The organism is Streptomyces thermocarboxydus (assembly GCF_024760485.1).
GTDB lineage: Bacteria > Actinomycetota > Actinomycetes > Streptomycetales > Streptomycetaceae > Streptomyces > Streptomyces cellulosae.
In genome coordinates this window covers 5,318,157-5,344,406 of the sequence record NZ_CP058273.1, presented here as the reverse complement: position 1 = coordinate 5,344,406, position 26,250 = coordinate 5,318,157, and the positions used below count along the sequence as shown (strand labels likewise).

General features: G+C 72.1%; 25 protein-coding genes. 11 read left to right on the top strand and 14 right to left on the bottom strand.

All coding sequences use genetic code 11. From position 1 onward, the window contains the following. Positions 1 to 12: 12 nt before the first annotated feature. From hflX to miaA, 6 genes are all read right to left on the bottom strand, one after another. Complete coding sequence (gene hflX, locus AY578_RS24700) at positions 13 to 1,506, bottom strand: GTPase HflX (RefSeq protein WP_026244042.1); 1,494 nt, start codon at positions 1,504 to 1,506, stop codon at positions 13 to 15. A gap of 158 nt (positions 1,507 to 1,664) precedes the next feature. Then, positions 1,665 to 3,242, bottom strand: a complete 1,578-nt coding sequence (locus AY578_RS24695) for a M1 family metallopeptidase (RefSeq protein ID WP_258905536.1) — start codon at positions 3,240 to 3,242, stop codon at positions 1,665 to 1,667. Between the two features lie 131 nt (positions 3,243 to 3,373). Then, positions 3,374 to 5,548 (bottom strand): RelA/SpoT family protein, encoded by a 2,175-nt coding sequence (locus tag AY578_RS24690; RefSeq protein WP_258905535.1) that lies wholly within the window; start codon positions 5,546 to 5,548, stop codon positions 3,374 to 3,376. Positions 5,549 to 5,844: 296 nt separating this feature from the next. Next, positions 5,845 to 6,714: a diaminopimelate epimerase gene (gene dapF / locus AY578_RS24685; RefSeq protein ID WP_019526301.1), complete on the bottom strand. Its 870-nt coding sequence runs from the start codon at positions 6,712 to 6,714 to the stop codon at positions 5,845 to 5,847. 467 nt (positions 6,715 to 7,181) lie between these two features. After that, the gene (locus AY578_RS24680; RefSeq protein WP_258907499.1) at positions 7,182 to 7,685 is read right to left on the bottom strand and encodes a hypothetical protein; all 504 of its coding nucleotides are present in this window, start codon (positions 7,683 to 7,685) and stop codon (positions 7,182 to 7,184) included. Positions 7,686 to 7,793: 108 nt separating this feature from the next. After that, positions 7,794 to 8,732, bottom strand: coding sequence for a tRNA (adenosine(37)-N6)-dimethylallyltransferase MiaA (gene miaA, locus AY578_RS24675; RefSeq protein WP_019526299.1), 939 nt, complete (start codon positions 8,730 to 8,732; stop codon positions 7,794 to 7,796). Between the two features lie 181 nt (positions 8,733 to 8,913). Between miaA and AY578_RS24670 the strand changes: the two genes are divergently transcribed. Together AY578_RS24670 and AY578_RS24665 are read left to right on the top strand one after the other, a co-directional pair. After that, positions 8,914 to 9,186 carry a hypothetical protein gene (locus AY578_RS24670; RefSeq protein ID WP_258905532.1) on the top strand — a complete coding sequence of 91 codons (273 nt, stop codon included), beginning with the start codon at positions 8,914 to 8,916 and terminating at the stop codon, positions 9,184 to 9,186. Between the two features lie 24 nt (positions 9,187 to 9,210). Beyond that, on the top strand, positions 9,211 to 9,480 hold the full coding sequence (locus AY578_RS24665) for an antitoxin (protein WP_161232638.1): 270 nt from the start codon (positions 9,211 to 9,213) through the stop codon (positions 9,478 to 9,480). A 68-nt stretch (positions 9,481 to 9,548) separates the two neighbouring features. On the opposite strand, the gene AY578_RS24660 is transcribed toward AY578_RS24665, so the two are convergent. The 3 genes from AY578_RS24660 to AY578_RS24650 form a co-directional block, all read right to left on the bottom strand. Continuing rightward, on the bottom strand, positions 9,549 to 10,265 hold the full coding sequence (locus AY578_RS24660; RefSeq protein WP_258905531.1) for a class III extradiol dioxygenase subunit B-like domain-containing protein: 717 nt from the start codon (positions 10,263 to 10,265) through the stop codon (positions 9,549 to 9,551). Positions 10,266 to 10,326: 61 nt separating this feature from the next. Further along, positions 10,327 to 11,853: a tRNA (N6-isopentenyl adenosine(37)-C2)-methylthiotransferase MiaB gene (gene miaB / locus AY578_RS24655; RefSeq protein WP_028960148.1), complete on the bottom strand. Its 1,527-nt coding sequence runs from the start codon at positions 11,851 to 11,853 to the stop codon at positions 10,327 to 10,329. 72 nt (positions 11,854 to 11,925) lie between these two features. Next, a complete protein-coding gene (locus AY578_RS24650) occupies positions 11,926 to 12,519 on the bottom strand; it encodes a DUF7010 family protein (RefSeq protein ID WP_258905522.1) in 594 nt (197 codons plus the stop codon). 131 nt (positions 12,520 to 12,650) lie between these two features. Between AY578_RS24650 and AY578_RS24645 the strand changes: the two genes are divergently transcribed. Then, positions 12,651 to 13,646 (top strand): TAXI family TRAP transporter solute-binding subunit, encoded by a 996-nt coding sequence (locus AY578_RS24645; protein ID WP_019526293.1) that lies wholly within the window; start codon positions 12,651 to 12,653, stop codon positions 13,644 to 13,646. Here the strand turns inward: AY578_RS24645 and AY578_RS24640 are convergent. Together AY578_RS24640 and AY578_RS24635 are read right to left on the bottom strand one after the other, a co-directional pair. After that, the gene (locus tag AY578_RS24640; RefSeq protein WP_019526292.1) at positions 13,625 to 15,058 is read right to left on the bottom strand and encodes a sensor histidine kinase; all 1,434 of its coding nucleotides are present in this window, start codon (positions 15,056 to 15,058) and stop codon (positions 13,625 to 13,627) included. The two genes, AY578_RS24645 and AY578_RS24640, sit on opposite strands and share 22 nt — an antisense overlap. Before the next feature lie 9 nt (positions 15,059 to 15,067). Further along, on the bottom strand, positions 15,068 to 15,754 hold the full coding sequence (locus tag AY578_RS24635) for a response regulator transcription factor (protein WP_019526291.1): 687 nt from the start codon (positions 15,752 to 15,754) through the stop codon (positions 15,068 to 15,070). 281 nt (positions 15,755 to 16,035) lie between these two features. On the opposite strand from AY578_RS24635, the gene AY578_RS24630 reads away from it, so the two are divergent. The 8 genes from AY578_RS24630 (at position 16,036) to AY578_RS24600 (ending at position 22,684) form a co-directional block, all read left to right on the top strand. Next, positions 16,036 to 16,812 (top strand): amino acid ABC transporter ATP-binding protein, encoded by a 777-nt coding sequence (locus tag AY578_RS24630; protein WP_026244040.1) that lies wholly within the window; start codon positions 16,036 to 16,038, stop codon positions 16,810 to 16,812. 83 nt (positions 16,813 to 16,895) lie between these two features. Continuing rightward, complete coding sequence (locus AY578_RS24625; protein WP_019526289.1) at positions 16,896 to 17,732, top strand: glutamate ABC transporter substrate-binding protein; 837 nt, start codon at positions 16,896 to 16,898, stop codon at positions 17,730 to 17,732. Between the two features lie 84 nt (positions 17,733 to 17,816). Beyond that, entirely contained in the window at positions 17,817 to 18,482 is a 666-nt protein-coding gene (locus AY578_RS24620) for an amino acid ABC transporter permease (RefSeq protein ID WP_026244039.1), read from the top strand. After that, positions 18,479 to 19,384 (top strand): amino acid ABC transporter permease, encoded by a 906-nt coding sequence (locus AY578_RS24615; RefSeq protein ID WP_019526287.1) that lies wholly within the window; start codon positions 18,479 to 18,481, stop codon positions 19,382 to 19,384. Before AY578_RS24620 ends, AY578_RS24615 begins: the two co-directional genes overlap by 4 nt. A gap of 291 nt (positions 19,385 to 19,675) precedes the next feature. Next, entirely contained in the window at positions 19,676 to 21,316 is a 1,641-nt protein-coding gene (locus AY578_RS24610) for an FAD-dependent monooxygenase (RefSeq protein WP_258905521.1), read from the top strand. A 184-nt stretch (positions 21,317 to 21,500) separates the two neighbouring features. Then, positions 21,501 to 21,587: a putative leader peptide gene (locus tag AY578_RS34140; RefSeq protein WP_323807142.1), complete on the top strand. Its 87-nt coding sequence runs from the start codon at positions 21,501 to 21,503 to the stop codon at positions 21,585 to 21,587. A gap of 108 nt (positions 21,588 to 21,695) precedes the next feature. Continuing rightward, positions 21,696 to 22,241 carry a cupin domain-containing protein gene (locus AY578_RS24605; RefSeq protein WP_019526285.1) on the top strand — a complete coding sequence of 182 codons (546 nt, stop codon included), beginning with the start codon at positions 21,696 to 21,698 and terminating at the stop codon, positions 22,239 to 22,241. Then, the gene (locus AY578_RS24600) at positions 22,238 to 22,684 is read left to right on the top strand and encodes a rhodanese-like domain-containing protein (protein ID WP_258905520.1); all 447 of its coding nucleotides are present in this window, start codon (positions 22,238 to 22,240) and stop codon (positions 22,682 to 22,684) included. The genes AY578_RS24605 and AY578_RS24600 overlap by 4 nt, the downstream gene beginning before the upstream one ends. A gap of 28 nt (positions 22,685 to 22,712) precedes the next feature. Here AY578_RS24600 and recX read toward each other — a convergent pair whose 3' ends face one another. The 3 genes from recX to AY578_RS24585 form a co-directional block, all read right to left on the bottom strand. Then, positions 22,713 to 23,522 (bottom strand): recombination regulator RecX, encoded by an 810-nt coding sequence (recX, locus tag AY578_RS24595; RefSeq protein WP_258905518.1) that lies wholly within the window; start codon positions 23,520 to 23,522, stop codon positions 22,713 to 22,715. 3 nt (positions 23,523 to 23,525) lie between these two features. Continuing rightward, a complete protein-coding gene (recA, locus tag AY578_RS24590) occupies positions 23,526 to 24,641 on the bottom strand; it encodes a recombinase RecA (RefSeq protein WP_019526282.1) in 1,116 nt (371 codons plus the stop codon). 226 nt (positions 24,642 to 24,867) lie between these two features. Continuing rightward, positions 24,868 to 26,247: an AI-2E family transporter gene (locus tag AY578_RS24585; RefSeq protein WP_258905511.1), complete on the bottom strand. Its 1,380-nt coding sequence runs from the start codon at positions 26,245 to 26,247 to the stop codon at positions 24,868 to 24,870. Positions 26,248 to 26,250 lie beyond the last annotated feature (3 nt).

The following is a 26,250-nucleotide window of genomic DNA, read 5'->3' as shown; positions in this document are numbered from 1 at the left end:
CCGCGGTCCGGGTCAGCCGGCCGGGGTCGGAACGTACGGCGCGAACTCCGCCGCCAGCTCCTCGTGCACCCGCACCTTGAGCAGGGTGCCCTCCGGGGTGTGCTCCTCGGAGATCACTTCGCCCTCGTCGTGGGCGCGGGCGACCAGCTTGCCGTGGGTGTACGGCACGAGGGCCTCGATCTCCACCGACGGGCGGGGCAGCTCGCTGTCGATCAGGGCGAGCAGCTCCGGGATGCCCCGGCCGGTGCGGGCCGAGACGGCGATGGAGTGCGGCTCCACCCGCAGCAGCCGCTGCAGGGTGAGCGGGTCCGCCGCGTCCGCCTTGTTGATCACGACGATCTCGGGCACGCCGGTGGCGCCGACGTCCCGGATCACCTCGCGCACGGCGGCGAGCTGCTCCTCCGGGTTCGGGTGCGAGCCGTCCACCACGTGGAGGATCAGGTCGGAGTCGCCGACCTCCTCCATGGTGGAGCGGAACGCCTCGACCAGGTGGTGCGGCAGGTGCCGGACGAAGCCGACGGTGTCGGCCAGCGTGTACAGCCGGCCGCTCGGGGTCTCGGCCCGGCGCACGGTCGGGTCGAGGGTGGCGAACAGGGCGTTCTCCACCAGCACGCCCGCGCCGGTGAGCCGGTTGAGCAGCGAGGACTTGCCCGCGTTGGTGTAGCCGGCGATGGCGACGGACGGCACCTTGTTGCGCTTGCGCTCCTGGCGCTTGATCTCGCGGCCGGTCTTCATCTCCGCGATCTCCCGGCGCATCTTCGCCATCTTCTCGCGGATCCGTCGCCGGTCCGTCTCGATCTTGGTCTCACCGGGACCACGGGTGGCGAGGCCGCCGCCCTTGCCGCCGCCCATCTGCCGGGACAGCGACTGACCCCAGCCGCGCAGCCGCGGCAGCATGTACTGCATCTGCGCGAGCGCTACCTGCGCCTTGCCCTCTCGGGACTTGGCGTGCTGGGCGAAGATGTCGAGGATCAGGGCCGTGCGGTCGATGACCTTGACCTTGACGACGTCCTCGAGGTGGATGAGCTGGCCGGGGCTGAGCTCACCGTCGCAGATGACGGTGTCGGCGCCCGACTCGAGCACGATGTCGCGCAGCTCCTCGGCCTTGCCGGAGCCGATGTAGGTCGCCGCGTCCGGCTTGTCCCGGCGCTGGATCACGCCGTCGAGGACGAGGGCGCCCGCCGTCTCGGCGAGGGCGGCGAGCTCCGCGAGGGAGTTCTCTGCGTCCTGCGCGGTGCCCGAGGTCCACACCCCGACGAGCACGACGCGCTCCAGGCGGAGCTGCCGGTACTCGACCTCGGTGACGTCCTCGAGCTCGGTGGAGAGGCCGGCGACACGGCGCAGGGCCGCGCGCTCGGAGCGGTCGAACTGGTCGCCGTCCCGCTCTCCGTCGATCTCGAGGCTCCAGGCGACGTCCTCTTCCATCAGGGCATCGGCCCGAAGACCCTCGGCATGGCTGTGCGCGAAGCGCTTGGTGTCCTGGGAAGGGGAAGAAGAGGAGGTCATTGGGTCCTTACGTCGTTGGGTTGCCGTCTGCGGCGACGGATCCGGCCGAGTGGCCTTCCGTCACTGTCCACAACGTCCGGGTACCCCGGGAGATTCCCGTTTCCCCTGTCGCGCGGACCCGACGATGGTCGCACGGTACGGCCCGTCTCGTCACCGTGTTATTCCCCGCCCGCGTCGGGCCGATGCGCGGGATGCCCGTGCGGGCCGGGCTCCTCCGTCACGGCGCGCTTCGACGACCGCCAGTCGGGGTGGCCGGGCATCGGCGGGGTGGTGTCGTCGTACAGCCAGGCGTGGAGGAAGCCGGTGAGGTCGCGTCCCGCGGTCTCGGAGGCGAGGCGGACGAAGTCGGCGGTGGAGGCGTTGGAGTCACGGTGCCGGACGACCCAGGCGCGCTCCAGCCGGTCGAACGCCTCCTGCCCGATCTCCTGGCGCAGGGCGTAGAGCACCAGTGCGGCGCCGCCGTAGACGCCCGGGCGGAAGATGCCGATCTTCTTGCCCGGCTCGGGCGGCTTCGGCGCGGCGGGCGTTCCTCCGGCGGCGCGCCAGCCGTCGGAGGACTCGTACGCGGCGCGCATCCGTGCTTCCAGGGTCCTGCCGCCGCGCTTCTCGGCGTACAGCGCCTCGTACCAGGTGGCGTGGCCCTCGTTGAGCCACAGGTCGGCCCAGGTGCGGGGGCTGACGCTGTCGCCGAACCACTGGTGGGCCAGCTCGTGCACCATGATCGACTCGACGTACCAGGCGGGCAGGGCGGGGTCGGTGAACAGGTCGCGTTCGAAGAGGGAGAGCGTCTGGGTCTCCAGGGCGAAGCCGGTGGAGGCGTCGGCGAGCAGCAGACCGTAGGTGGCGAAGGGGTAGCGGCCGACCCGCTCCTCCATCCAGGAGATCTGCGCCGGGGTCTTCGCCAGCCAGGGTTCGAGGGCGGTGCGGTGCTCGGTGGGGACGACGTCCCGCAGGGGCAGGTCGTGGGGTCCCGCGCGGTGCAGGACGGTGGAGCGGCCGACGGACACCTGGGCGAGTTCGGTGGCCATGGGGTTGCGGGTGCGGTAGCTCCAGGTGGTGGCGCCGGGTGCGCGGTCGACGGCGGTGGGGAGGCCGTTGGCGACGGCGGTGTAGCCCTCCGGGACGGTGATCCGGAAGCTGAACATCGCCTTGTCGGAGGGGTGGTCGTTGCACGGGAACACCAGGTGGGCGGCGTCGGCCTGGTTGGCGAGGGCGAGGCCGTCGGCGGTGCGCACCCAGCCGCCCTCACGGTCGGCGGGCCGGGGGTCGCTGGTGTGCCGGACGGTGATGCGCACGGAGTCGCCCGGGTCGAGGTCGTCGTCGGGGGTGATCACCAGGTCCTCGCCCGTGCCGGTGAAGACGGCCGGTTCGCCGTCGACCTCGACGGAGTGCACCTGGCCGTGGGCGAAGTCGAGGTTGATCCGGTCCAGCTCGGCGGTGACCCGGGCGTCGACGGTGGTGACGGCCTCGAGCGGCCGGTCGTTGCTGCCGGGATAGGTGAGGTCCAGGTGGTACGCCTGCACGTCGTAACCGGGATTGCCGAGGTGCGGGAAGAGGGGGTCGCCGATGCCGAGCGGCTCGGCGGGAGTGCCGGCGGCGACCAGGCAGACGCCGACGGCGGAGGCGAGCAGGGCCTGGGCGGTGCGGCGGCGGACGCGGGTCGCCGGGCGTCGGGGGGTCCGCGCGGTGGGGCGACGGGAGGTGAGGAGCGCTGGGTTCCGGGAGGTGAGCGGCATGCCTCACGGCTATCAGCGCGGGCGGGCACGGCTGCGGCGGCGCGCTCCCGACCCACCCGATCGGGTAATCACACCGCAGGGGTGTGTGCGCCGGGTGCCGTGACCGGGGGCGCCGGGTCCGAGGGGCGTCCTCAGCCGCCCTGCGCCTGCGGCTGCGCCCGGCTCACGTCGTACACGCCCGCCACATTGCGCATGGCGCGCATCAGGGCGGGCAACTGGGCGGCGTCCGGGAGCTGCACGGTGTAGGTGTGGCGCACCTGCTGCCGTTCCGGCGGTTCGACGGTGGCGGAGACGATCTCGGCGCCCTCGGTGGCCATCGCCTCGGTGAGGTCCGCCAGGAGGTGCGGCCGGACGAACGACTCCGCCACCAGCGTGACCCGGCACTCGGCGCCCTCGCCCCAGCGCACGCCGACCTCCGTGCGCCCCGCGCTCTTCATCCGCGCCACCGCCGGACACTCCGTCCGGTGCACGGTGACCGCTCCCCCGCGCACCGCGAATCCGGTGACCTCGTCGGGCGGTACGGGCGTACAGCAGCCGGCCAGCCGTACGGTCGCGCCGTCCCGGTCGACCAGCACCTGCGCGGCCGCGGGACGCCCGGGGTCCGGGGCGTAGGCGCCGGAGGGCTGAGGGGCCTCCGTCCCGGCCGGCCGGGGGGTCTCGACGTCGTCGGCCAGGGAGCGCGTGTCGGCGTCCTCGGCGGTGGGGTGGGCGGCGAGCCAGCGCTGGATGGCGATGCGGGCCGCAGGGGTGGTCGCGTGGTCCAGCCACTCGCGGGACGGCGCGGAGGCCGCGTCCTGGTCCATGAGGAGCTGGACGGTGTCCCCGTCCTTGAGCACGGTGCTGAGCGTGGCGAGCCGCCCGTTGACCCGGGCGCCGATACAGGCGTGCGCGTCCTCGCCGTACTGCGCATAGGCGGCGTCCACGCAGGTCGCGCCCTCGGGCAGGCCGAGGGTGCCGCCGTCGGGACGGAAGACCGTGATCTCCCGGTCCTGGGCGAGGTCCTCGCGGAGGGTGGACCAGAAGGTGTCGGGGTCGGGCGCGGCCTGCTGCCATTCGAGCAGCCGGGACAGCCAGCCGGGGCGGGTCGGGTCGACGCGCTCGCCGTCGCCCGCGGACTGCTCCTCCGGCGGGGCGGCGTAGGGGTTGCCGAGGGCGACGACGCCGGCCTCGGCGACCTTGTGCATCTGGTGGGTGCGGATGAGGACTTCGACGACCTGGCCGTCGTCGCCCGCCACGGCGGTGTGCAGCGACTGGTACAGGTTGAACTTGGGGACGGCGATGAAGTCCTTGAACTCGGAGACCACCGGCGTCATACAGGTGTGCAGCTCGCCCAGCACGGCGTAGCAGTCGGCGTCCTCGTTCACCAGCACCAGCAGCCGGCCGAAGTCGGCGCCGCGCAGCGGGCCGCGTTTGCGGGAGACGCGGTGCACGGAGACGAAGTGCCGCGGCCGGATGAGGACTTCGGCCGGGATGTCGGCCTCCCGGAGCACCTTGCGGACGTCGTCGGCGACGTCGGCGAGCGGGTCGTCCTCGCGGGCGGCGTTGTTGACGATCAGCTCGCGGGTCTTCTCGTACTCCTCGCGGTGGAGGATCGCGAAGACCAGGTCCTCCAGCTCGGTCTTGAGCGCCTGGACGCCGAGGCGTTCGGCCAGCGGGATGAGCACGTCACGTGTCACCTTGGCGATGCGTTCCTGCTTGGCGGGGCGCATCACGCCGAGGGTGCGCATGTTGTGCAGCCGGTCGGCGAGTTTGATCGACATCACGCGGACGTCGTTGCCGGTGGCGACGAGCATCTTGCGGAAGGTCTCGGGCTCGGCGGCGGCGCCGTAGTCGACCTTCTCCAACTTGGTGACGCCGTCGACGAGATACCGCACCTCCTCGCCGAACTCCTCGCCCACCTGGTCGAGCGTGACGTCGGTGTCCTCGACCGTGTCGTGCAGCAGGGAGGCGGTCAACGTGGTGGTCTCGGCGCCGAGTTCGGCCAGGATGAGGGTGACGGCGAGCGGGTGGGTGATGTACGGCTCGCCGCTCTTGCGCATCTGGCCGCGGTGCGAGGACTCCGCGAGCACGTAGGCGCGGCGCAGCGGTTCGAGGTCGGCGTCGGGGTGATGGGCGCGGTGCGCCTCGACGACGTGGCCGATGGCGTCGGGCAGCCGGTCGCGGGCGGAGGACGGTCCCAGCAGGGCGGCGCGGCCCAGCCGGCGCAGGTCGAGCCGGGGGCGGGACTTGCGGCGCGTCCCGGCCGGTGTGACGTGGCCCGGTGCGAGCGGGCCAGGGGTCGCAGGTTTCGCGGCCTCCGCGTTCATGAGCACCTCCGGCTGCGTGGATCCGGCGGACGGCGCCCCAGGGCGGACTCGGGCCTGGGAGACGGCGTTGATCCCCCGTCCGGGCCGGTGCCTGATGCTATCCAGCCGCGGGGGGTCGGACCGGCCGCCTCCGGCCGACCGTGAAACGGATCACTCCAAAGAGCGACGGGCCGTTCACGGTCGTTTTCACGCCATCGGGTGGCCGGTGAGCCATGATCCCGAAGCCTTCCACCCGCTGTGTCCTGCGGATCGACGGCGGCGAGGGCCGGACGGCGGGAGATCATGTGGCGCCCCATTCAGCCGAGGGCGTTCTCCAGCCACTCGGCCTCGATCGCGCCCTCGGCGACGATGACCGCGGGACCGGTCATCTCGATGCTGCCGTCCGGCTGTTCGGTGATCACGAGTGTGCCGCCGGGCAGGTCCACCGTGTACGTCACCGGCAGGCCGGTGTGGCGCGGGTCGACGCCGTCGCGGCGGGCGGCGGCCACGGCGACGGCGCACGCGCCGGTGCCGCAGGAGCGGGTCTCGCCGACGCCGCGCTCATGCACCCGCATCGCCACGTGCCGGGGGCCGCGGTCGACGACGAACTCCACGTTCACGCCGTCCGGATAGGCGGCTTCCGGGGCGAAGGAGGGCGCGGTGAACAGGCCGCCCGCGTCGGCCAGATCGGCGACGAAGGCCACGGCGTGCGGGTTGCCCATGTTGACGTTGCGCGCGGGCCAGCTGCGGTCGCCGACGGCCACGGTGACGTCCCCCTCGGGGAGGACCGCGCGGCCCATGCCGACGGTGATGTCGCCGTCCTTGGCGATGTGCACGGTCTTGACGCCGCCGCGCGTGGCGATCGCGAGGTCGCCCTCGCCGACGTGCCCGGCGTGCTGGAGGTAGCGGGCGAAGACCCGCACGCCGTTGCCGCACATCTCGGCGACGGATCCGTCGCCGTTGCGGTAGTCCATGAACCACTCGGCCTCGTCCGCCATGGACCGCGCCTCGGGGTGCGCCGCGGACCGCACGACGTGCAGCAGCCCGTCGCCGCCGATCCCCGCGCGCCGGTCGCACAGCGCGGCGACGGCCGCGGGCGACAGCTCCACGGCGTTCTCGGGGTCGGGCACGATCACGAAGTCGTTCTCCGTGCCGTGCCCCTTGAGGAAGGCGATCCGCGTGCTCATTCCTCGATCCTACGGGGTGGGAGCGGGACGGCATCGCCACCTGTGGACGACGAGGCGAGGACCGTCCCGGGCCTGCGCCCTGGGGAGTGCGGGCCGGCCCGCATGGCGCGGCATCGAGGGCCGGCGCCAGGGGGCGGCGGCCGGCCCCCGGGCGGACCTGCCCCAGGGGTCATGACGCGAGCCGGCGTCGCGAAGAGAAGGCGGACGCCCGCGGGCCGCCAGAGCCCCAGATCGGCGTGAGTCGACAGGCAGGCCCGGCACGGGCGGGCCGCGCCCCCGCGAGGTCGGCGCGGGTCGGGCTCAGAGCCGTGGGTTCAGCGCGAGCCCAGCCGTGAACGCGGTATCGCGGGCCGCGAGGCCTATGTGGACGGGCCTCGGCGCCGGCGGCGCCCGGTGGCGCGGGTTCGCGTCGGCCGGGGCGCGGTAACGCCGAGGGCGTTGAGACAGCCCTCGCGGAGCGGGGGCCCTCAGCGCAGGCGCGCCACGCGCCAGACCGCCAGGGCCACCACCGCCGCGACCATCACCGCGTACGCGGACACCACGCGCCAGTCGGACTTGCGGCCCGAGCCGCGGGCGGTCAGGCCCGGCCAGGTGTAGCCGACCTTGCGGGCGGCCATCATGCCCCAGCCCGCCGCGCAGGAGCAGATCAGCAGCCCCAGCATGGCGATCACCGCGCCGCTGTCGCCGAAGTCGAAGGCGAGCGGGAAGGCGAACATCAGGGAGCCGAGCGCGCCGAGGGCGACGATCGGGGCGAGCTGCCAGACGCGCAGCCGGCGCTGCGGGCGCAGCTCGACCTCGACCTCGTCCCCGCCGGTGAACATCTCCTCCGGCTCGGGACCGTCGTCGGTCACACCGCCCTGCGTCTCCTCGGGGCCGTCAGGGCTGAGACGCCCGCTCTCCGGCTCCGGGGCTTCCCGCTCGGCGGCGAGATGCTCGGTGCTGTGTGCGGTGTCGCGAGGGCCGGCCTCCATCGCCACGCGCCCTCCCAACTTAGGACTCCACTGGTCGATCGAAGCTTGATGATGGCACGGTGTCACAGGCCCGGATGACGGCCTGGGCGTCCCGATGCCAGGACGTGATCAGGCTGTAACCGGTCGTTCGACCAACGCCATCGCGAGCTGCGGAAGTTCCCGGAGGTCCGCCGCGGCCCCACTCAACCAGTGCACCCGCGGATCGCGCCTGAACCACGAATCCTGACGGCGCGCGAAGCGCTTGGTGGCACGGACGGTCTCGGCCCGTGCCTCCTCCAGGGTGCACTCGCCGGCAAGTGCGGCGAGCACCTGCTGGTAGCCGAGGGCGCGCGACGCCGTACGCCCCTCGCGCAACCCCTGCGCCTCGAGTGCGCGCACTTCTTCGACCAGCCCGGCCTCCCACATCCGGTCGACCCGGCGGGCGATGCGCTCGTCGAGTTCGGGGCGGGCCACGTCGACGCCGATCTGGAGCGTGTCGTAGACGGAGTCGTGGCCGGGGAGGTTGGCGGTGAAGGGCCGCCCGGTGATCTCGATGACCTCCAGCGCGCGGACGATGCGGCGGCCGTTGCTGGGCAGGATGGCGCGGGCGGCGTCGGGGTCGGCCGCGGCGAGCCGGGCGTGCAGCGCGCCGGGGCCACGCAGCGCCAGCTCCTCCTCCAGGCGCGCCCGGACCTCCGGGTCGGTGCCGGGGAACTCCAGGTTGTCGACGGCCCCGCGGACGTACAGGCCGGAGCCGCCGACCAGGATGGGCCAGCGTCCCTCGGCGAGCAGCGCGTCGATCCGCGCGCGGGCCATCCGCTGGTACTCGGCTACGGAGGCGGTCTCGGTGACGTCCCAGACGTCGAGCAGGTGGTGCGGGACGCCGCCGCGCTCCTCGGGCGTCAGCTTGGCGGTGCCGATGTCCATCCCCCGGTAGAGCTGCATGGAGTCGGCGTTGACGACCTCCCCGCCCAGCCGCTGGGCGAGAAAAACACCCAGATCGGACTTTCCGGCCGCTGTGGGGCCGACGACGGCGATGACGCGGGGGGCGTGGGGTGCGCTGCTCACCGATCCAGTCTCCCAAACCTCACAGGCCGCTCTCGAACGGGTTACGTGACGCGGGGTCCGCCGGGTCGTTGCCCGTTCGAGGTTCCTGCCGCCGGATCACGGTGGCGCTCGCCCGGCTCACACGGATGGACACGCCGGGCTACGCGGAATTTCGCCCGCACGAGTAACGTATGGAGTGAATATGGGCGTTTTTGCACGACTTTTTCGGAGGTCGAAGACCACGGGAGAGACAGCGGCGGCCGAGGCCCGGAGCGACGGGGAGAAGACGGGGACCGGTACGGACGACACGGCGGCGACGCCTGAGTCCGAGGCCGTCGCCGACGAGGCGAAGGCGGCTTCCGAGACTCCGGTGAAGGAGTCCGACGAGGCCGGCGTCACAGAGAGCGTCGACATCCCGAAGCAGCAGTCCGGCAAGGCCGCCGACACCGAGGCCGGCGACAGCGCCCGCACGTAAGCGTGCCGCGAGGGAAGGTACATCATGGGTCTCCTGGACAATCTGAAGGCCAAGCTCGGCCCTGCCAAGGACAAGGTCTCCGGCCTCGCGCAGCAGCACGAGGACAAGATCCAGCACGGTCTGGAGAAGGCGGCGCACACCGTCGACCGGAGCACCAAGGGCAAGTACAGCGACAAGATCCAGTCGGGTACGGGAAAGGCCAAGGAGGCCGTGGACCGCTTCGCGCACAAGCACGACTCCGGTCCGGACGCGGGCGGCACCACGCCGCCGGCCGGACCGCCCCCCGCCTCCTGAGCGGCACGAACGGCGGACGGCCGGGGCATCACGCCCCGGCCGTCCGCCGTTCGGTCACGTGTACGCGCCTACGACCAAGTGGCGACGATGTACCCGACGCCGTAGGGAGCGTCCTCGTGCAGCAGCGCGCCCGACAGACCGGCGCCGCCCTCGGCCGCTCCCGCCAGCACCTGCCAGGGCGCCCGGCCGGACACCTTCAGGTCGTGCGCCAGTCCGGGGTCCAGCGCGCGCAGGGCGGCCGTGTCGGCCGAGCCGAGCGCGCGGGCGACCTCCGCGTCGTAGGGCGCGGCGCGTTCGTCGAGGTAGCCGGGCGCCTTCAGGGTGCGGCAGGCGCTGGCGTCGCCCATCACCAGGAGCGCCACCCTGTCCGCCCGCCCGGCGAGCCGCCGCCCCTCCGCGAGGCACGCGTCGGGCGCGAGGGTCTCCCCCACGCCCCGCCCCTCGACGGAGGCGTCGGCCCACCCGGTCCGCTGCAGCAGCCAGGCGCCCACGGCCAGCCCGTAAGGGAGCTCCGCGCCGTCGCCGTCCCCGTCGCCCTCCCCCAGCCGTACGTCCAGGTCGACGCCGAAGCCGCGGAAGGAGCCCGGGGTGCCCGCCGGGTAGGCATGCGTCCCGGCGCAGTCGTCCGGGCCCACGACGACCAGCAGGTCGGGACGGGAGGCGGCGAGCACGCCGAGCGCGTCCGTGCAGGCGGCGCGCGCCGCGTCCAGCTCCGGGGCGGCGCCGACGGCGACCTCGGGCACGAGCAGCGGCGGGCAGGGGCAGGCTGCGGCGGCGACAAGCATGATCAGCAGCCTACTGCGGCCGTACGGACCCGCCCGTCGGGGCGGGTCCGATGCTGTCGGGTCAGTCGACCGCGCAGCCGCCGCTGACCGCCGGGAGCGGCTCGGGCACGCCCACCTTGGGCAGGCCGAGCAGCACGCCCGCGGGCTTGGCCGCCTTCTCCGCCGTGCGCTTCTCCCAGGCGTCGCCCGCGCGGGTGCGGCGCACGTCGAGGACGGGGCCCTCGGCGAGAAGGTGATGCGGGGCCGCGTAGGTCACCTCGACGGTGACGACGTCACCGGGGCGGACCTCCTGGTCGGGCTTGGTGAAGTGCACCAGGCGGTTGTCGGGGGCGCGGCCGGAGAGGCGGTGGGTGGTGTCGTCCTTGCGGCCCTCGCCCTCGGCGACCATCAGCTCCAGCGTGCGGCCGACCTGCTTCTTGTTCTCCTCCCAGGAGATCTCCTCCTGCAGGGCGACAAGACGCTCGTAGCGCTCCTGGACGACCTTCTTGGGGATCTGCCCGTCCATCTCGGCGGCCGGGGTGCCGGGCCGCTTGGAGTACTGGAAGGTGAACGCCTGCGCGAAACGGGCCTCGCGGACGACGTGCAGCGTCTGCTGGAAGTCCTCCTCGGTCTCGCCGGGGAAGCCCACGATGATGTCGGTGCTGATCGCCGCGTGCGGGATGGCGGCGCGGACCTTCTCGATGATCCCGAGGAAGCGCTCCTGGCGGTAGGAGCGGCGCATCGCCTTGAGGATCGGGTCGGAGCCGGACTGCAGGGGCATGTGGAGCTGCGGCATCACGTTGGGCGTCTCGGCCATGGCGGCGATGACGTCGTCGGTGAAGTCGCGGGGGTGCGGGGAGGTGAAGCGGACCCGCTCCAGGCCGTCGATCTTCCCGCAGGCGCGCAGCAGCTTGCTGAACGCCTCGCGGTCGCCGATGTCGGACCCGTACGCGTTGACGTTCTGGCCGAGCAGGGTGATCTCGGAGACGCCCTCGGCGACCAGCGCCTCGATCTCCGCGAGGATGTCGCCGGGGCGGCGGTCCTTCTCCTTGCCGCGCAGGGCGGGGACGATGCAGAAGGTGCAGGTGTTGTTGCAGCCGACGGAGATCGACACCCAGGCCGCGTAGGCGCTCTCGCGGCGGGTGGGCAGCGTGGAGGGGAACGCCTCCAGCGACTCGGCGATCTCGACCTGCGCCTCCTCCTGGACGCGGGCGCGCTCCAGCAGCACCGGCAGCTTGCCGATGTTGTGCGTGCCGAAGACGACGTCCACCCAGGGGGCGCGCTTGACGATGGTGTCGCGGTCCTTCTGCGCGAGGCAGCCGCCGACCGCGATCTGCATGCCGGGGCGGCTCGCCTTCTTCGGCGCGAGGTGGCCCAGGTTGCCGTACAGCTTGTTGTCGGCGTTCTCGCGGACGGCGCAGGTGTTGAACACGACGACGTCGGCGTCGCCGTCGGAGCCCTCGGGGGCGCGGACGTACCCGGCGTCCTCCAGCAGCCCGGCGAGGCGCTCGGAGTCGTGGACGTTCATCTGACACCCGTAGGTGCGAATCTCGTAGGTCCTGGTCGAGAGAACGTCCACGGCGGGGCTCCGGTCACTGCTGCTGGTCATGGCAACAAGGGTAGGCGTTTCCCGGAGCGGTTCCGCCCGGTGTTCCCCTCCCGCCCGGTTCGGCCGGGTGGCTCAGCCGCGTACGGCCAGGTGACAGGCTGAGGCCCAGAGGACGGCCGCGCAGGCGAGACCCACCACGGCCCGTACGGTCTCGGCGGACACGCCCGCCAGGACCAGCACGGCGCCGAGGACGGCCACGGCCGTGAGCAGCGCGCCCGTCCACCGGTACTGCCCCTGGTCGTACAGCCGGGCGAGCGGGAAGAAGTGCAGGCCCACGACGAGCGCGATGCCGGCCGGGATGTACTCCGGGTGTCCGGAGGCGTTGGCCGCGGCGATCACGGCGACGATCGCCAGCAGCTCGACGCCGTTCACGAGGCCCACCCCGCGGGCCCAGTTCGCCGGCAGGTCCACCGTGCGGGGCGACGGCCGGGCGTCCTTGCGGAGGCCCAGGTACAGGGCGGCCGCCGTGATCGCGAGCGCCGCCGCCTCGACGGCCACCGGCACCGCGTCCGTCGCCGTGCCGGTGCCGGAGGCGCCCGCGAAGGCCCAGGCCAGGGCGAACACGGACAGCACGACGGTGCCCCGGCGCCGCAGCTGCCGGGTGAGCGTGAGGCACTCGGCGTCGGGAGCGGACGGCGTCGGCGCGGGCTCGGTGGAGGACGTCATCGGTGGAGGCTACAGCGACCGCGTCAACTCGGCCCGGGGTTTTCCCACTTCACGGTCCGCGTGCCCCGAGGCCGCGCTCCCCGTGATTTCCGCCCTGTTCAGCGGGGGCACCGTGCTGGCAGGATCGCGGCATGTCCCACGTGCTGTCCCGCATCGGCAGGCGGCGGGCCCTGCGGGGCGCGGCCGCCGGTCTCGTGGTGCTCGGGCTGCTGCTGTGGTGGGTCGCGCCGTGGCGCGAGGAGGCGCCCGGCGGGACGATCACGATGAGCACCGGCACCCGCGCCGGCGTCTACCAGAAGTACGGCGAGCTGCTGCGGACCGCGCTCCACAAGGACATGCCCGACCTCCAGGTGCGGCTGGAGACCAGCGACGGCTCCTGGGAGAACGTCCGCCGGGTCGCCACCGGGCAGGCCGACTTCGCCCTCGCGGCGGCCGACGCCGTGGAGACCTACCGGCAGGAGGGCCGCGCCGGCGCCGACGGGCTGCGCGGGGTGGCGCGCCTGTACGACGACTACGTGCAGCTCGCCGTCGCGCCCGACTCGGGCATCCGTACCGTCGCCGACCTGCGGGGCAAGCGGGTCGCCATAGGGCCGCCGAAGTCCGGGGTGCGGCTGATCGCGAACCGGCTGCTGCGGGCGGCCGGGATCGACCCGGAGCGGGACATCGTGCCGTCCGCGGACGGCATCGACACCGGGCCCGGGCGCCTGGGGCACGGTCTGGACGCCTTCTTCTGGTCGGGCGGGCTGCCCACGGACGGGCTGAAGAAGTACGCGGAGGACTCCGCTCTGCGGTTCGTGCCGATCGACGCCTCGCTGATCGCGAAGGTGCACGAGAAGGGCAGGGCCACTCGCTACTACCGCGCGACGAACATCCCGGAGTCGGCCTACCCGGGCAGTCAGCTCGGCGCGGCCGTGCCGACCATGGCGGTGTCCAACCTGCTGATCACGCGCGCGGACACGGACCCCCGGCTCACCGAGTGGCTGACCCGGATCGTGCTGAAGAGCCGTGACGGCATCGGCGCCCATGTGCACTCCGCGCAGCTCGTCGACGTGCGCACCGCCATCTACACCGACCCGCTGCGGCTGCACGAGGGCGCCCGCCGGTACTACCGGTCCGTCAAGCCCTGACCGTCCGCCTCACCCGCGGGGGCGTTGCGCGGCACGCTCACGGTCACCCGCAGCCCGTGCGGCTCGTGCCGTTCGTAGGTGATCGAGCCGCCTCCCGCGGCGAGCAGCGCCCGGGAGATGGACAGGCCGAGGCCCGAGCCCTTGATGTTCTGGTGCCGTCCGCTGCGCCAGAAGCGGTCGCCGACGCGGGTCAGCTCCTCGTCGGTCAGTCCGGGGCCGTTGTCGGTGACGACGACGGTGGCCGTGTCGCCGTGGGAGGCGACGGTCACCTCCACCGTCTCGCCGGACGGCGTGAACTTCACCGCGTTGTCGATGACCGCGTCCAGCGCGCTGGACAGCGCCACCGGGTCCGCCCAGGCGGTGGTCGGCGGGCAGACGCCGGTCAGCGTGACGTCCTTGGCGTCGGCGGTCGGCGACCAGGCGGCGACCCGCTCGGCGGCCACGGCGCCGATGTCGACGATCCGCAGGTCGGGCGCGCTGTGCTCGGCGAGCGCCAGGTCGAGGAGGTCGTCGAGGACCTGCGCCAGCCGTTTGCCCTCGGCGCGCACGGAGGCGATCTCCTCGTTGCCCTCGGGGAGCTCCAGGGCGAGCAGTTCGATGCGCAGCAGCAGCGCGGACAGCGGGTTGCGCAGCTGGTGGGAGGCGTCGGCGACGAAGGCGCGCTGCTGCTCCAGCACGTTCTCGACGTTGTCCGCCATCTCGTTGAAGGAGCGTGCGAGGCGGCGCAGCTCGGGCGGTCCGCCGGCCTCGGCGACGCGGGACTTCAGCCGGCCGGTGGCGATGTCGTGGGTGGTGGCGTCGAGGACGCGTACCGGGCGCAGCACCCAGCCGGTGAGCCGCAGCGCCGCGCCGACGGCCAGCAGCATCGCGGCCGCCTCCCCCGCGGCGATGACGAGCCAGCCCTGGAGGATGCGGGACCGCATCTGTCCGGTGGGCGAGTCGGTGACCACGACCGCGACGACGTCGCCGTCCCGGATCACCGGTGAGGCGACCACGAGGGTGCTCCGCTGCCAGGGCCACACCTGCTCGGGGTCGTGGCTGCGGCGGCTGAGCAGCGCCTCCTCGAAGGCGTCCCTGACCTCCCCGGCGCGGGGCAGGAAGAAGTCGTCGGGGGCGTGCGCCATGGGGGCGTCGTTGCGGTAGAAGACGCCGGCGCGGATGCCGTACACCTCGTGGTAGCTGCGCAGCTCCGCGCCAAGGGTCTCGCGGCGCTCGTTGATGTCGCCGCCGGAGGTGTCGGCGGGCTCGGTGACGAACTGGGCGAGGGCGGCGAAGCGGGCGGTGTCGTCGATCCGGTCGACGACGACCTTCTGCTGCTGGGCGCCGGCGAGGCTCACCGCGAGCGGCACGCCGAGGGCGAGCAGGACGGCCGCCATCAGGACGATGAGCAGCGGCAGGAGTCGTGTGTGCACCCGGCCCCGCTACGCCGCGGGCGCGACGAGCCGGTAGCCGACGCCGCGCACGGTCTCGATCAGGGCGGGCATGCGCAGCTTGGACCGCAGGGAGGCCACATGCACCTCGAGGGTGCGGCCGGTCCCCTCCCAGCTGGTGCGCCACACCTCGCTGATGATCTGCTCCCGGCGGAAGACCACCCCCGGCCGCTGCGCCAGCAGCGCGAGCAGATCGAACTCCTTACGGGTGAGCTGGACCGGCGTGCCGTTGACGCTGACCTGCCGGGTGGGCAGATCGATGCGCACCGGGCCGAGGAGCACCTGGGTGTCCGTGGAGCCGGTGGCCTCGTCGTGGACGCTGCGCCGGCTGACGGCGTGGATCCGGGCGAGCAGCTCCCCGGTGTCGTACGGCTTCACCACGTAGTCGTCGGCGCCGAGGTTGAGGCCGTGGATGCGGGAGCGCACGTCGGAGCGCGCGGTCACCATGATCACGGGGGTGCTGGTGCGCTTGCGTATCTTGCCGCAGACCTCGTATCCGTCCTGGTCGGGCAGGCCGAGGTCGAGCAGGACGACACCGAAGCCGTCGCTCTCGGGGACGAGCGCCTGGAGTGCCTCCTCGCCGCTGCGCGCGTGGGTGACGTCGAAGCCGTGGCGGGCCAGGACGGCCGACAGGGCCGCGGCGACGTGGTTGTCGTCCTCGACGAGCAGCAGTCTCACCAGGGCTCCCTTCGGTTCGTCGGCCGTTTGTCCGGTGTGTCCATCATGGCCGCACCGGGATGCACCTTGCAGTCACGCCGATGAGGGACGACCACGTCAAGAGGATTCCGGTTGCGCTTCTGTACCGTTGCCTCGCGCGGACGCTTTCCAGCTCACAAGTGCTACGACAGGTGTCCGATTGCTATCGGATCGTGATGCTCAGATTCCCCTCAGATGTAATGACGCAGGTCTGAAGGGTTACTACTGTCCTCCGAAACCGAGGAGGACGGAGCCTGAGAGCGATGACCGAAGTATCGGTGGCCAAGGAAGATGTGGCCGCGACCGGCGATCTGGTCGTCCTGAAGAGCGTCAACAAGCACTTCGGCGCGTTGCACGTTCTCCAGGACATCGACCTCACGATCGCCCGTGGCGAAGTCGTCGTGGTCATCGGACCCTCCGGGTCCGGGAAGTCCACCCTGTGCCGCACCATCAACCGTCTGGAGACGATCGACTCCGGCTCGATCACGATCGACGGCAAGCCCCTGCCCGACGAGGGCAAGGCGCTCGCGAAGCTCCGTGCCGACGTGGGGATGGTCTTCCAGTCCTTCAACCTCTTCGCGCACAAGACCGTGCTCGAGAACGTGACGCTCGGACAGGTCAAGGTCCGGAAGAAGGACAAGAAGGAGGCCGAGGAGCGGGCGCGTGCCCTCCTCGACCGGGTCGGCGTGGCCGCACAGGCCGACAAGTACCCCGCACAGCTCTCCGGTGGTCAGCAGCAGCGCGTCGCCATCGCGCGGGCCCTGGCGATGGAGCCCAAGGTCATGCTCTTCGACGAGCCGACGTCGGCTCTCGACCCGGAGATGATCAACGAGGTTCTCGAAGTCATGCAGCAGCTCGCCCGTGACGGCATGACGATGATCGTCGTGACCCACGAGATGGGCTTCGCGCGTTCGGCCGCGAACCGCGTGGTGTTCATGGCGGACGGCCGCATCGTCGAGCAGGCGACGCCGGACCAGTTCTTCAGCAACCCGCGCAGCGACCGCGCCAAGGACTTCCTGTCGAAGATCCTGCACCACTGAGGCACGGCGCCGCGCCCCTGCCGACCTGCGTCACCGGACATTGACCGGGCCGCATCACTTCACCAGTCAAAAGGATGTGCACCATGAAGCTCCGCAAGGTCACTGCCGCCTCGGCCACCATCTTCGCCCTCGCCCTGACCGCCACCGCCTGCGGCGGCGGCGACGGGGACAACGAGTCCTCGGGCGGCGGCAAGGACAAGATCACGATCGGCATCAAGTTCGACCAGCCGGGCCTCGGCCAGAAGACCCCGCAGGGCTACGAGGGCTTCGACGTGGACGTCGCCACCTACGTCGCCAAGAAGCTCGGTTACGAGGAGAACCAGATCGAGTGGAAGGAGTCGAAGAGCGCCGACCGCGAGACGATGCTGCAGCGCGGTGACGTCGACTTCATCGCCGCCACCTACTCGATCACCCCGGAGCGCCAGGAGAAGGTCGACTTCGCCGGCCCGTACCTGCTCGCCCACCAGGACGTGCTGCTCCGCGCCGACGACGACAAGATCAAGTCGCCCGAGGACCTGAACAACGCGAAGCTGTGCTCCGTCACCGGCTCGACGTCCGCGCAGAACGTCAAGGAGAAGCTGGCGCCCAAGGCGCAGCTGCAGCCGTACCCGACGTACTCCGCCTGCCTGCCCGGTCTGCAGAACGGCGCCGTCGACGCGCTGACCACGGACGACTCGATCCTCGCCGGCTACGCCGCCCAGGACCAGTTCAAGGGCAAGTTCAAGCTCGGCGGCTTCAAGCTGACGAACGAGAACTACGGCATCGGCGTCAAGAAGGGCAGCGACCTCAAGGACAAGATCAACAAGGCCCTTGAAGAGATGGTCGCCGACGGTAGCTGGGACACGGCCGTGAAGGACAACTTCGGCCCGGCCAACTACAAGAACGAGCCCGCTCCGAAGATCGGCGACATCAAGAGCTGAGGCAGCGCCTGACCGTGTGCGCCGCCCCCTGCGCGGGGCGGCGCACCGGGGCATGCATTCCTACACGCGGAAGCGCGGGAGATCGTGTTCGATTTTCTTGAAGATTACGACCTGCTGGGGGCCTTCTGGACGACGGTGCAGCTCGCTGTGCTCTCCGCCGTCGGCTCCCTGATCTGGGGCACCCTGCTGGCCGCCATGCGCGTCGGCCCGGTGCCGCTGATGCGCGGCTTCGGGACCGCGTACGTGAACACCGTGCGGAACATCCCGCTGACCGTCATCATCCTGTTCACGTCACTCGGCCTCAACCAGACCCTGGGCATCAGCCTCGGCGCGGACGACTTCGAAACGATCAACTTCCGGCTCGCCGTCCTCGGTCTGATCCTGTACACCTCGGCCTTCGTGTGCGAGGCACTGCGCTCCGGCATCAACACCGTTCCGGTCGGCCAGGCGGAGGCCGCCCGCGCGCTCGGCCTGAGCTTCAACCAGGTGCTGGGCCTCGTGGTGCTGCCCCAGGCGTTCCGTTCGTCCGTCGGTCCGCTGGCGAACGTCCTCATCGCGCTCATCAAGAACACCACGGTGGCCGCCGCGATCGGCGTCGCCGAGGCGGCGCTGCTGATGAAGGAGATGATCGAGAACGAGGCACAGCTGCTGCTGATCTCCGCGATCATCGCGTTCGGTTTCGTGGTTCTGACGCTGCCGACCGGCCTGTTCCTCGGCTGGGTGGGCAAGAAGGTGGCGGTGAAGCGATGAGCTCCGTTCTGTACGACGCCCAGGGGCCCCGCGCCAAGCGGCGGAACGTCATCTTCACGGTGGTCTTCCTGCTCGCCCTCGCCGCCCTGCTGTGGTGGGTGTTCAGCACCCTCGACGACAAGGGCCAGCTCGAGTGGGCCCTGTGGAAGCCGTTCTTCACCGGCACCGAGGCCTGGACCACGTACATCTGGCCGGGTCTGCAGAACACGCTGAAGGCCGCCGTGCTCGCGGTGATCATCGCGCTGCCGCTCGGCGCGGTCCTCGGCATCGCCCGTCTCTCGGACCACGCGTGGGTCCGCGTCCCGGCCGGCATCGTGGTGGAGTTCTTCCGCGCCATCCCCGTGCTCGTCCTGATGATCTTCGGTCTGGCGCTGTTCGCCGAGTACACCGACGTCAGCTCCGACGACCGTCCGCTGTACGCGGTCGTCACCGGCCTGGTGCTCTACAACGCCTCCGTCCTCGCGGAGATCGTGCGCGCCGGCATCCTGTCGCTGCCCAAGGGTCAGTCCGAGGCCGCGATGGCGATCGGTCTGCGCAAGAACCAGCTGATGCGGCTGGTCCTGCTGCCGCAGGCGGTCACCGCGATGCTCCCGGCCATCGTCAGCCAGCTCGTCGTCATCGTGAAGGACACCGCCCTCGGCGGCGCCGTCCTCACCTTCCCCGAGCTGCTCGCCTCGGCCAACACGATGAGCGGCTACTACGGCGCCAACGTGATCGCCAGCTTCACCGTGGTCGCGGTCCTCTTCATCGCGCTCAACTTCGCCCTCACCTCGTTCGCCTCCTGGCTCGAGGCGCGCCTGCGCCGCAGCAAGCGCAGCACGGGCGCGGTGCTCGGTGCCGAGGACGTCGACGACATCAACGCGGCCGAGGTCGGCGGTCCGCACAAGACCGACGGCGTCTGACGCGCGACTCCCTCCTGACATGACTGTGGCCCGCCGGGAACGGCGGGCCACAGTCATGCCGGTGACCGGCCGTCGTCACCGTGGCGGATGAGCGATGCGCCGTGGACTCATGTGATGAACTGTCACATGCTGGGACCGCTCCTGCGGCGGCTCATGATCGCCACTGCTCTTCGGTCACTTGACGCAAGCACCGGCAATGGGTTGCATACGTTCTGTGATCGTGCACCCTGCTCCATCTCCCTGTTCCCTCACGTCCTCCCCGACGTCACTCCGAGCAGGGAGCGCCGCGCCGTGGACCCGGTGATCGTCGTCGGAGCGGGGCCCGTCGGGCTCACGCTGGCGCTGGCACTGGCGCGTCAGGACGTCCCGTGCGTGGTTCTGGACGAGGGGCCGGGCAAGGACGAGCCCCGTCCCGCCCGCACCGTCGTGCTGCGTGAGGACACCGCCGCGCTGATGGAGCGGCTGACCGGCCTGTCCCTGGACCACGCGGGGTTCCGTTGGGCCGGATGGCGGTCGATGCGGCGCAAGCAGGTGACGAACGAGGTGGCCTTCGTGGACGCCGAGGCCGCTCCCCTGCACATCGCCCAGCACGTCCTGACCGGCGCGCTGCGCGCCGCCCTGGAGAACGAACGGCTCGTCAAGATCGCCGTGGACAGCCGGCTGGACACCCTGGAGCAGGAACGGTCCGGCGTCACCGCCCACACCCGGGGCGCCTCCGGCACCTGGTGGCGCGGCAGTTACCTGGTCGGCTGCGACGGCCCCCGCTCCACCGTGCGCAAGCTCCAGGACATCCGCTTCCCGGGCCGCACCGCGGTGGAACGTCACGCCGTCGCCGCCCTGCGCACCGAGCTCCCCTGGCAGGACGAGGCGCTGCTGCACCGTTCCCCGCCGTGGCGCACCTCCGGCCCCTCCGCCGGGGAGATCATCGCCCGCCCGCTGCCGGACGAGGTGTGGCGGCTGGACTGGCTGCTGCCGCCGGGCAAGGACCTGGTCACCCCGGAGATGCTGCTCACCCGCATCCGGGAGACCCTGGCCGGCTGGAACGGCGGCACGGTGCCCCCGTACGAACTCCTCGACACCGGCGTGCACACCGTCCACCACCGGCTGGCCCGGCGCTGGCGTGCCGACCGCGTCTTCCTCGCCGGGGACGCGGCCCACCTCCTCGGCGCACTGGGCACGCACGGGCTGGACGAGGGGCTCCGCGACGCCGACAACCTCGCCTGGAAACTGGCCCTCGCCTGGCACCACGGCCCGCACGAGGCGCTCCTCGACAGCTACCAGACCGAGCGCCGCGCCCTCGTCGCCTCCCGGCTGCGCGCGGCCGACCAGGCACTGCCGCTGCTGCGCGGCGGCGGCGGACTGCGCACCTACGTCCCCGGCTCCTCACGCAGCCTCGACACGCTCCTGACGGACGGTCACCTCGGGCGCGGAGCGCTGGGATCGCCCGGTACGTACGCCGACTCGCCCCTGGCTCCCGGCGGTCTGGAGGGCGAGGCCCCGGTCGCCACGGCACCCGGGGCGACCGTCACGGACGTGGTCGTCACCGCCGAGGACGGCACGTTCGTCCGGCTCAGGGACCGGCTCGGGCGGGGCGCCCTGCTGGTGGTGCTGATCGCACCGGGCACGGGGGTGTGGGAACGCCGGCACTGGGTCTCCGCCGGGATCATGCCGCGCCTGGCGGCCGCCGTGTCCGCGCTGCCGCACCGCGCGGAACTGCTGGTCGCCGAGAGCTATCCGGGCGCGGCGGCCCACACGGTCCTGCTCGTCCGCCCCGACGGCCACCTCGTCACGGCCCTGAGCGGCGTCCGCCCGGCGGACATGTACGCGGCGGCGGAGACGGCCCTGGGCGGACCGGTGAACGGGACGGCGTCGGAGGCGGGCGCGGATGCCGAGGCGGGGGCTCGGGAGGACGCGGGGGCGGGGTCGCGGTGAGGCGAGGGGTGCGCTGAGCGCGCGTGACGGACGGAGTTCTCCGCGCCCCGCGCACGCCCGCCCCACCACGTTCGGCGCGTCCTCCGTGCCCCGGGCGCGAGCGCCGGAGCCTCCGCGCCACGCCGACGTCCACATCGTGGCGAGCGGTTGAACCACCTCGCGGCCCCATGGTGTACTCCCGCTCATGACCGACACCCGCGTGCACCTGTGGCGGAGGGTCCACATGGACCTCCTCCGCTACGCGGGCTGCGTGTGTCGCCCGTCCTGTTGATTCGCGACGTTCCCCCTCCTTTCCGCGCGCCCTGACCGTCCGTCCCGGCCTTCCCGGACGACGTCGTCGACGCGCGCCTTCCGCGACTTCACCACCAGGACGGTGCATATGTCTGTCTCCCCCGCTGCCCCTGCCCCCGCGTCCGTATCCCGGTCCGCGTCCGCGCCTACGCAGGCCGAACTCCTCGATTTCGTACGGCGTGCCGTCGCCGACGCCGATCTGATCGCCTCGCTCCCCCTCGACCCCGAGGGCCGGACCTGGGTGCGGCTCGAAGGGCCGGGCGGCAGCGAGGCCTGGCTGATCGGCTGGCCGCCCGGCACCGGCACGGGCTGGCACGACCACGCGGACTCCGTCGGCGCGTTCATGACCGCGTCGGGCGAGCTGAAGGAGAACTCGCTCGCCGTACGGCTCCCCACCGACGGCTGGACGACTCTCGAACTGACCGAGGGCGTCGACCGTGAGCGGCGGCTGGCGACCGGACAGGGCCGGGCGTTCGGCCGGCACCATGTGCACGAGGTGCTGAACGAGTCGACGGACCGGCACGCGATCTCGGTGCATGCCTACTACCCGCCGCTGCCGCGCATCCGCCGCTACAGCCGCACGGGCCAGACCCTGCGCCTGGAGCAGGTCGAGCGTCCGGAGGACTGGCAGTGAGCGGGACGGGGACGGAGGAGGCCGAGGTGCACGCCGCCCAGGGCGACGGCCGGCCGCCCGGCATCGACGAGCTGCTGGAGCGGGTCCGCGCCGGATACCCCCGCGTCGAGGCCCAGGAGGCCTACGACGCCTGGCGGTCCGGTGACGCGCTGCTCGTGGACATCCGCTACGCCGCCCTGCGGGAGCGGGACGGCCTGATCCCGGGCGCGCTGGTCGTCGAGCGCAACGAACTGGAGTGGCGGCTGGACCCACGCGGCAGCCATCGCCTCCCCGAGGCGACGGGCCACGGCCTGCGCGTGGTCGTGATCTGCAACGAGGGGTACGCCTCCAGCCTCGCCGCGGAGTCCCTCCACCGGCTGGGGCTGCGCCGGGCCACCGATCTGGTCGGCGGCTTCCAGGCCTGGCGGGCGGCAGGGCTGCCGGTGACGACGGCGGCCGCGTAGCCGTGGCGCCCTGGTGTCGGGCGCTCGCTCAGTACCCTTCGTCGCCGAGGAACTCGGTGTCCTCGCCCTCCTGCTCCAGCGCCTGGCGGACCACGCGCAGGGCGAGGCCCTCCGGGTAGCCCTTGCGGGCGAGCATGCCGGCGAGCCGGCGTATCCGCTTGTCTCGGTCGAGCCCGCGGGTGGCGCGCAGCTTACGGGCGACCAGTTCGCGGGCGGTCTCCTCCTCCTGCTCGGAGTCGAGCCGGGAGACGGCCTCGTCGATCAGGGCGGAGTCGACGCCCTTGGTGCGCAGCTCGCGGGCGAGGGCGCGCCGGGCCAGCCCTCGGCCGTGGTGCCGGGACTCCACCCAGGCGTCCGCGAAGGCGCTGTCGTTGATCAGTCCGACCTCCTCGAACCGGGACAGCACCTCCTCGGCCGCCTCGTCGGGGATGTCCCGCTTGCGGAGGGCGTCGGCGAGCTGCTTCCGGGTGCGCGGGGTCCCGGTGAGCAGCCGCAGGCAGATCGCCCGAGCCCGCTCCACCGGGTCCCCCGGAGGTTCCTCCCGCTCCGCCCTCACCGAGTCGGAGTCGCCTCCGTCCGCCGCGGCCGCCTCGCCGAAGGAGCGGCGTCGGCGCCCGCGTCCACCGTGTGGCCCGCCGTCACGCGAGCCACCCGTCCGTGCCGTACGACCGCCGCGTCGCCTGCCTCCGCCTCCGCCCGCTTCCGGGAGGCCGTGGTCCGCGCCGTCGTACGCCGTGTCACCGCCGGCGGCCTGGTCCTCGCCGCCCACGGCGTCCCTCCCCCGTGGGACACCGGGGGCGTCGTACTCGTACTCGGCCCAGTCGGTTCGTCGGGTCACGGGTCAGCTCTTGGCCGCCGCGGCCTTGGACTTGGAGGCCTTGGCCGCAGGGGCCGGCACCGCCGCGGGCTCGGCCGGGGCGGCGGCGTCCGCGCCCGCCTCGGCAGCAGCGGCCTCCTCGGGCCGTACCCCGACGCCCAGCTTCGTGAGGATCTTCTTCTCGATCTCGTTGGCGAGGTCGGGGTTGTCCTTCAGGAAGTTGCGGGCGTTCTCCTTGCCCTGGCCGAGCTGGTCGCCCTCGTACGTGTACCAGGCGCCGGCCTTGCGGACGAAGCCGTGCTCCACGCCCATGTCGATCAGGCCGCCCTCGCGGCTGATGCCCTGGCCGTAGAGGATGTCGAACTCGGCCTGCTTGAAGGGCGGCGCGACCTTGTTCTTCACGACCTTGCAGCGGGTGCGGTTGCCGACCGCCTCGGTGCCGTCCTTGAGGGTCTCGATACGGCGGATGTCGATACGCACGGAGGCGTAGAACTTCAGCGCGCGGCCACCGGTCGTGGTCTCCGGGGAGCCGAACATCACGCCGATCTTCTCGCGGAGCTGGTTGATGAAGATCGCGGTGGTCTTGGACTGGTTGAGCGCGCTGGTGATCTTCCGCAGCGCCTGGCTCATCAGACGGGCCTGCAGACCCACGTGACTGTCGCCCATCTCGCCCTCGATCTCCGCGCGGGGCACGAGCGCCGCGACGGAGTCGATGACGATGAGGTCGAGGGCGCCGGAGCGGACCAGCATGTCCACGATCTCCAGGGCCTGCTCGCCGTTGTCCGGCTGGGACAGGATGAGGTTGTCGATGTCGACGCCGAGCTTCTTCGCGTACTCGGGGTCGAGGGCGTGCTCCGCGTCCACGAACGCGACCTGGCCGCCGGCCCGCTGTGCGTTCGCCACCGCGTGCAGGGTCAGGGTCGTCTTACCGGAGGACTCCGGTCCGTAGATCTCCACCACACGGCCGCGCGGCAGGCCGCCGACGCCGAGGGCCACGTCGAGCGCGGTCGACCCGGTCGGGATGACCTCGATGGGCTCCTTCGACCGCTCGCCCATGCGCATGACCGCGCCCTTGCCGAATTGCCGTTCAATCTGTGCGAGCGCGGCGTCGAGCGCCTTCTCGCGGTCGGTTCCTGCCATGGGTTCCACCCGGTTTGCTTGAGTCGATCGCTTCACGTCAAAGACGCTAACGCCTGCCACTGACAACGCGCCCCGACGCACGTCCGGCCTGTGGATAACCCGGGCCCCTACCCACGCGAACTGGGGCAGAACGCCCGGCGTTGAGCCTCACCGGCTCCTCCATAAGAATGGATGTTCGATTTTCGTGTCAAGCCGCACCGCCGGGGGGGATCCGCACCCCGCGACGTCAGAGGCTCCGGCCCCTCACGACGGCCCCGGCGCCCCGGCCGTCCCACCGTCGCCAGGCTCGGCCGCGCGCGCCGGCCGAACCCCCCCCGCCGGAGCCGGCCGCTCCCGCACCGGCCACCCCCGCACCCGCCGCCGTCCCGGCGCCGCCGCTCTCCGGGCGCCGCTGGGCCCACAGCCCCCGGACCCTGCGGCCGAAGGCGCTCGCCCCGTCCGGGCCGCGGTGACCGTGCACCCGCGGGTCGTCGGTGACGTCGTACCGCTTCACGTACGCGCCGAGGAACGCCTGGAGCGTGGCCACGGCGGGGATGGCGATCAGGGCGCCGACCGCGCCGAGCAGGGCCGTGCCCGCGATGACCGAGCCGAAGGCGACCGCCGGGTGGATGTCCACGGTCCGGGCGGTCAGCTTGGGCTGCAGCACATAATTCTCGAACTGCTGGTAAACGACCACGAACGCCAGCACCCACACCGCGTACCAGGGCGCGACGGTGAAGGCGATCAGCATGGGCAGCGCGCCCGCCAGATACGTGCCGATGGTGGGGATGAACTGCGAGACCAGACCGACCCACACGGCCAGCACGGGCGCGTAGGGCACGTCGAGGAACTCGAGCAGGACGTAGTGGGCGAGGCCCGAGATCAGCGCCATCAGACCGCGCGAGTAGAGGTAGCCGCCGGTCTTGTTCACGGCGATCTCCCAGGCGCGCAGCACCTCGCTCTGCCGGGCCGGCGGCAGGACGGAGCAGATGGCGCGGCGCAGCCGGGGCCCGTCGGCAGCGAAGTAGAACGAGAACAGGGCGATGGTGAGCAGCCGGAAGAGTCCGCCGAGCACCTGGGCGGACACGTCCAGCACGCCGGTGGCGCTGTTCTGCACGTAGTTGCGCAGCCAGTCGGACCGCAGCAGGTTCTCCTGGATGTCGACGCGCCGCAGTTCGGTGTGGAAGTGGGTGTTGATCCAGTTGATCACCGAGTCGAGGTACTGCGGGAAGTCCTCGACGATCTTGATGATCTGCTCGGCGAGCATCGAGCCGAGCAGCGTGACGAAGCCCGCGCCCACGACCAGGGTGCCGATGAAGACGAGGAAGGTGCCGAAGCCCCGGCGCACCCCGCGCGCGGCCATCCAGCTCACCGCGGGTTCCACTGCGAGCGCCAGGAAGAACGCGATCAGGACGTTGATCAGCAGCCCGGTGAGCTGGTGGAAGGCCCAGCTGCCGAGCTGGAAGACGGCGATCAGCGCGAGCGCGAGCACCATGGCGCGCGGCAGCCATCGCGGCATCCGGGCGTTCGCCCGGGGAGCGGGCTCCGCCGGCGGGCCGGCGGGCGGGGGCGTGCCGGGCACGGTCGTGTTCTGGCCCGCGGGCCCGGTCTCGTCGGTGGCTGCCACGGC

Coding starts and splice junctions, on each gene's coding strand:
- AY578_RS34140 (WP_323807142.1), top strand. CDS start 21,501: ATGACCGACACCCGCGTGCACCTGTGGCGGAGGGTCCACATGGACCTC.
- AY578_RS24670 (WP_258905532.1), top strand. CDS start 8,914: ATGGGCGTTTTTGCACGACTTTTTCGGAGGTCGAAGACCACGGGAGAG.
- AY578_RS24625 (WP_019526289.1), top strand. CDS start 16,896: ATGAAGCTCCGCAAGGTCACTGCCGCCTCGGCCACCATCTTCGCCCTC.
- AY578_RS24650 (WP_258905522.1), bottom strand. CDS start 12,519: ATGACGTCCTCCACCGAGCCCGCGCCGACGCCGTCCGCTCCCGACGCC.
- AY578_RS24665 (WP_161232638.1), top strand. CDS start 9,211: ATGGGTCTCCTGGACAATCTGAAGGCCAAGCTCGGCCCTGCCAAGGAC.
- AY578_RS24680 (WP_258907499.1), bottom strand. CDS start 7,685: ATGGAGGCCGGCCCTCGCGACACCGCACACAGCACCGAGCATCTCGCC.
- miaB (WP_028960148.1), bottom strand. CDS start 11,853: ATGACCAGCAGCAGTGACCGGAGCCCCGCCGTGGACGTTCTCTCGACC.
- AY578_RS24630 (WP_026244040.1), top strand. CDS start 16,036: ATGACCGAAGTATCGGTGGCCAAGGAAGATGTGGCCGCGACCGGCGAT.
- dapF (WP_019526301.1), bottom strand. CDS start 6,714: ATGAGCACGCGGATCGCCTTCCTCAAGGGGCACGGCACGGAGAACGAC.
- AY578_RS24615 (WP_019526287.1), top strand. CDS start 18,479: ATGAGCTCCGTTCTGTACGACGCCCAGGGGCCCCGCGCCAAGCGGCGG.
- recA (WP_019526282.1), bottom strand. CDS start 24,641: ATGGCAGGAACCGACCGCGAGAAGGCGCTCGACGCCGCGCTCGCACAG.
- hflX (WP_026244042.1), bottom strand. CDS start 1,506: ATGACCTCCTCTTCTTCCCCTTCCCAGGACACCAAGCGCTTCGCGCAC.
- AY578_RS24690 (WP_258905535.1), bottom strand. CDS start 5,548: ATGAACGCGGAGGCCGCGAAACCTGCGACCCCTGGCCCGCTCGCACCG.
- AY578_RS24695 (WP_258905536.1), bottom strand. CDS start 3,242: ATGCCGCTCACCTCCCGGAACCCAGCGCTCCTCACCTCCCGTCGCCCC.
- AY578_RS24605 (WP_019526285.1), top strand. CDS start 21,696: ATGTCTGTCTCCCCCGCTGCCCCTGCCCCCGCGTCCGTATCCCGGTCC.
- AY578_RS24660 (WP_258905531.1), bottom strand. CDS start 10,265: ATGCTTGTCGCCGCCGCAGCCTGCCCCTGCCCGCCGCTGCTCGTGCCC.
- AY578_RS24645 (WP_019526293.1), top strand. CDS start 12,651: ATGTCCCACGTGCTGTCCCGCATCGGCAGGCGGCGGGCCCTGCGGGGC.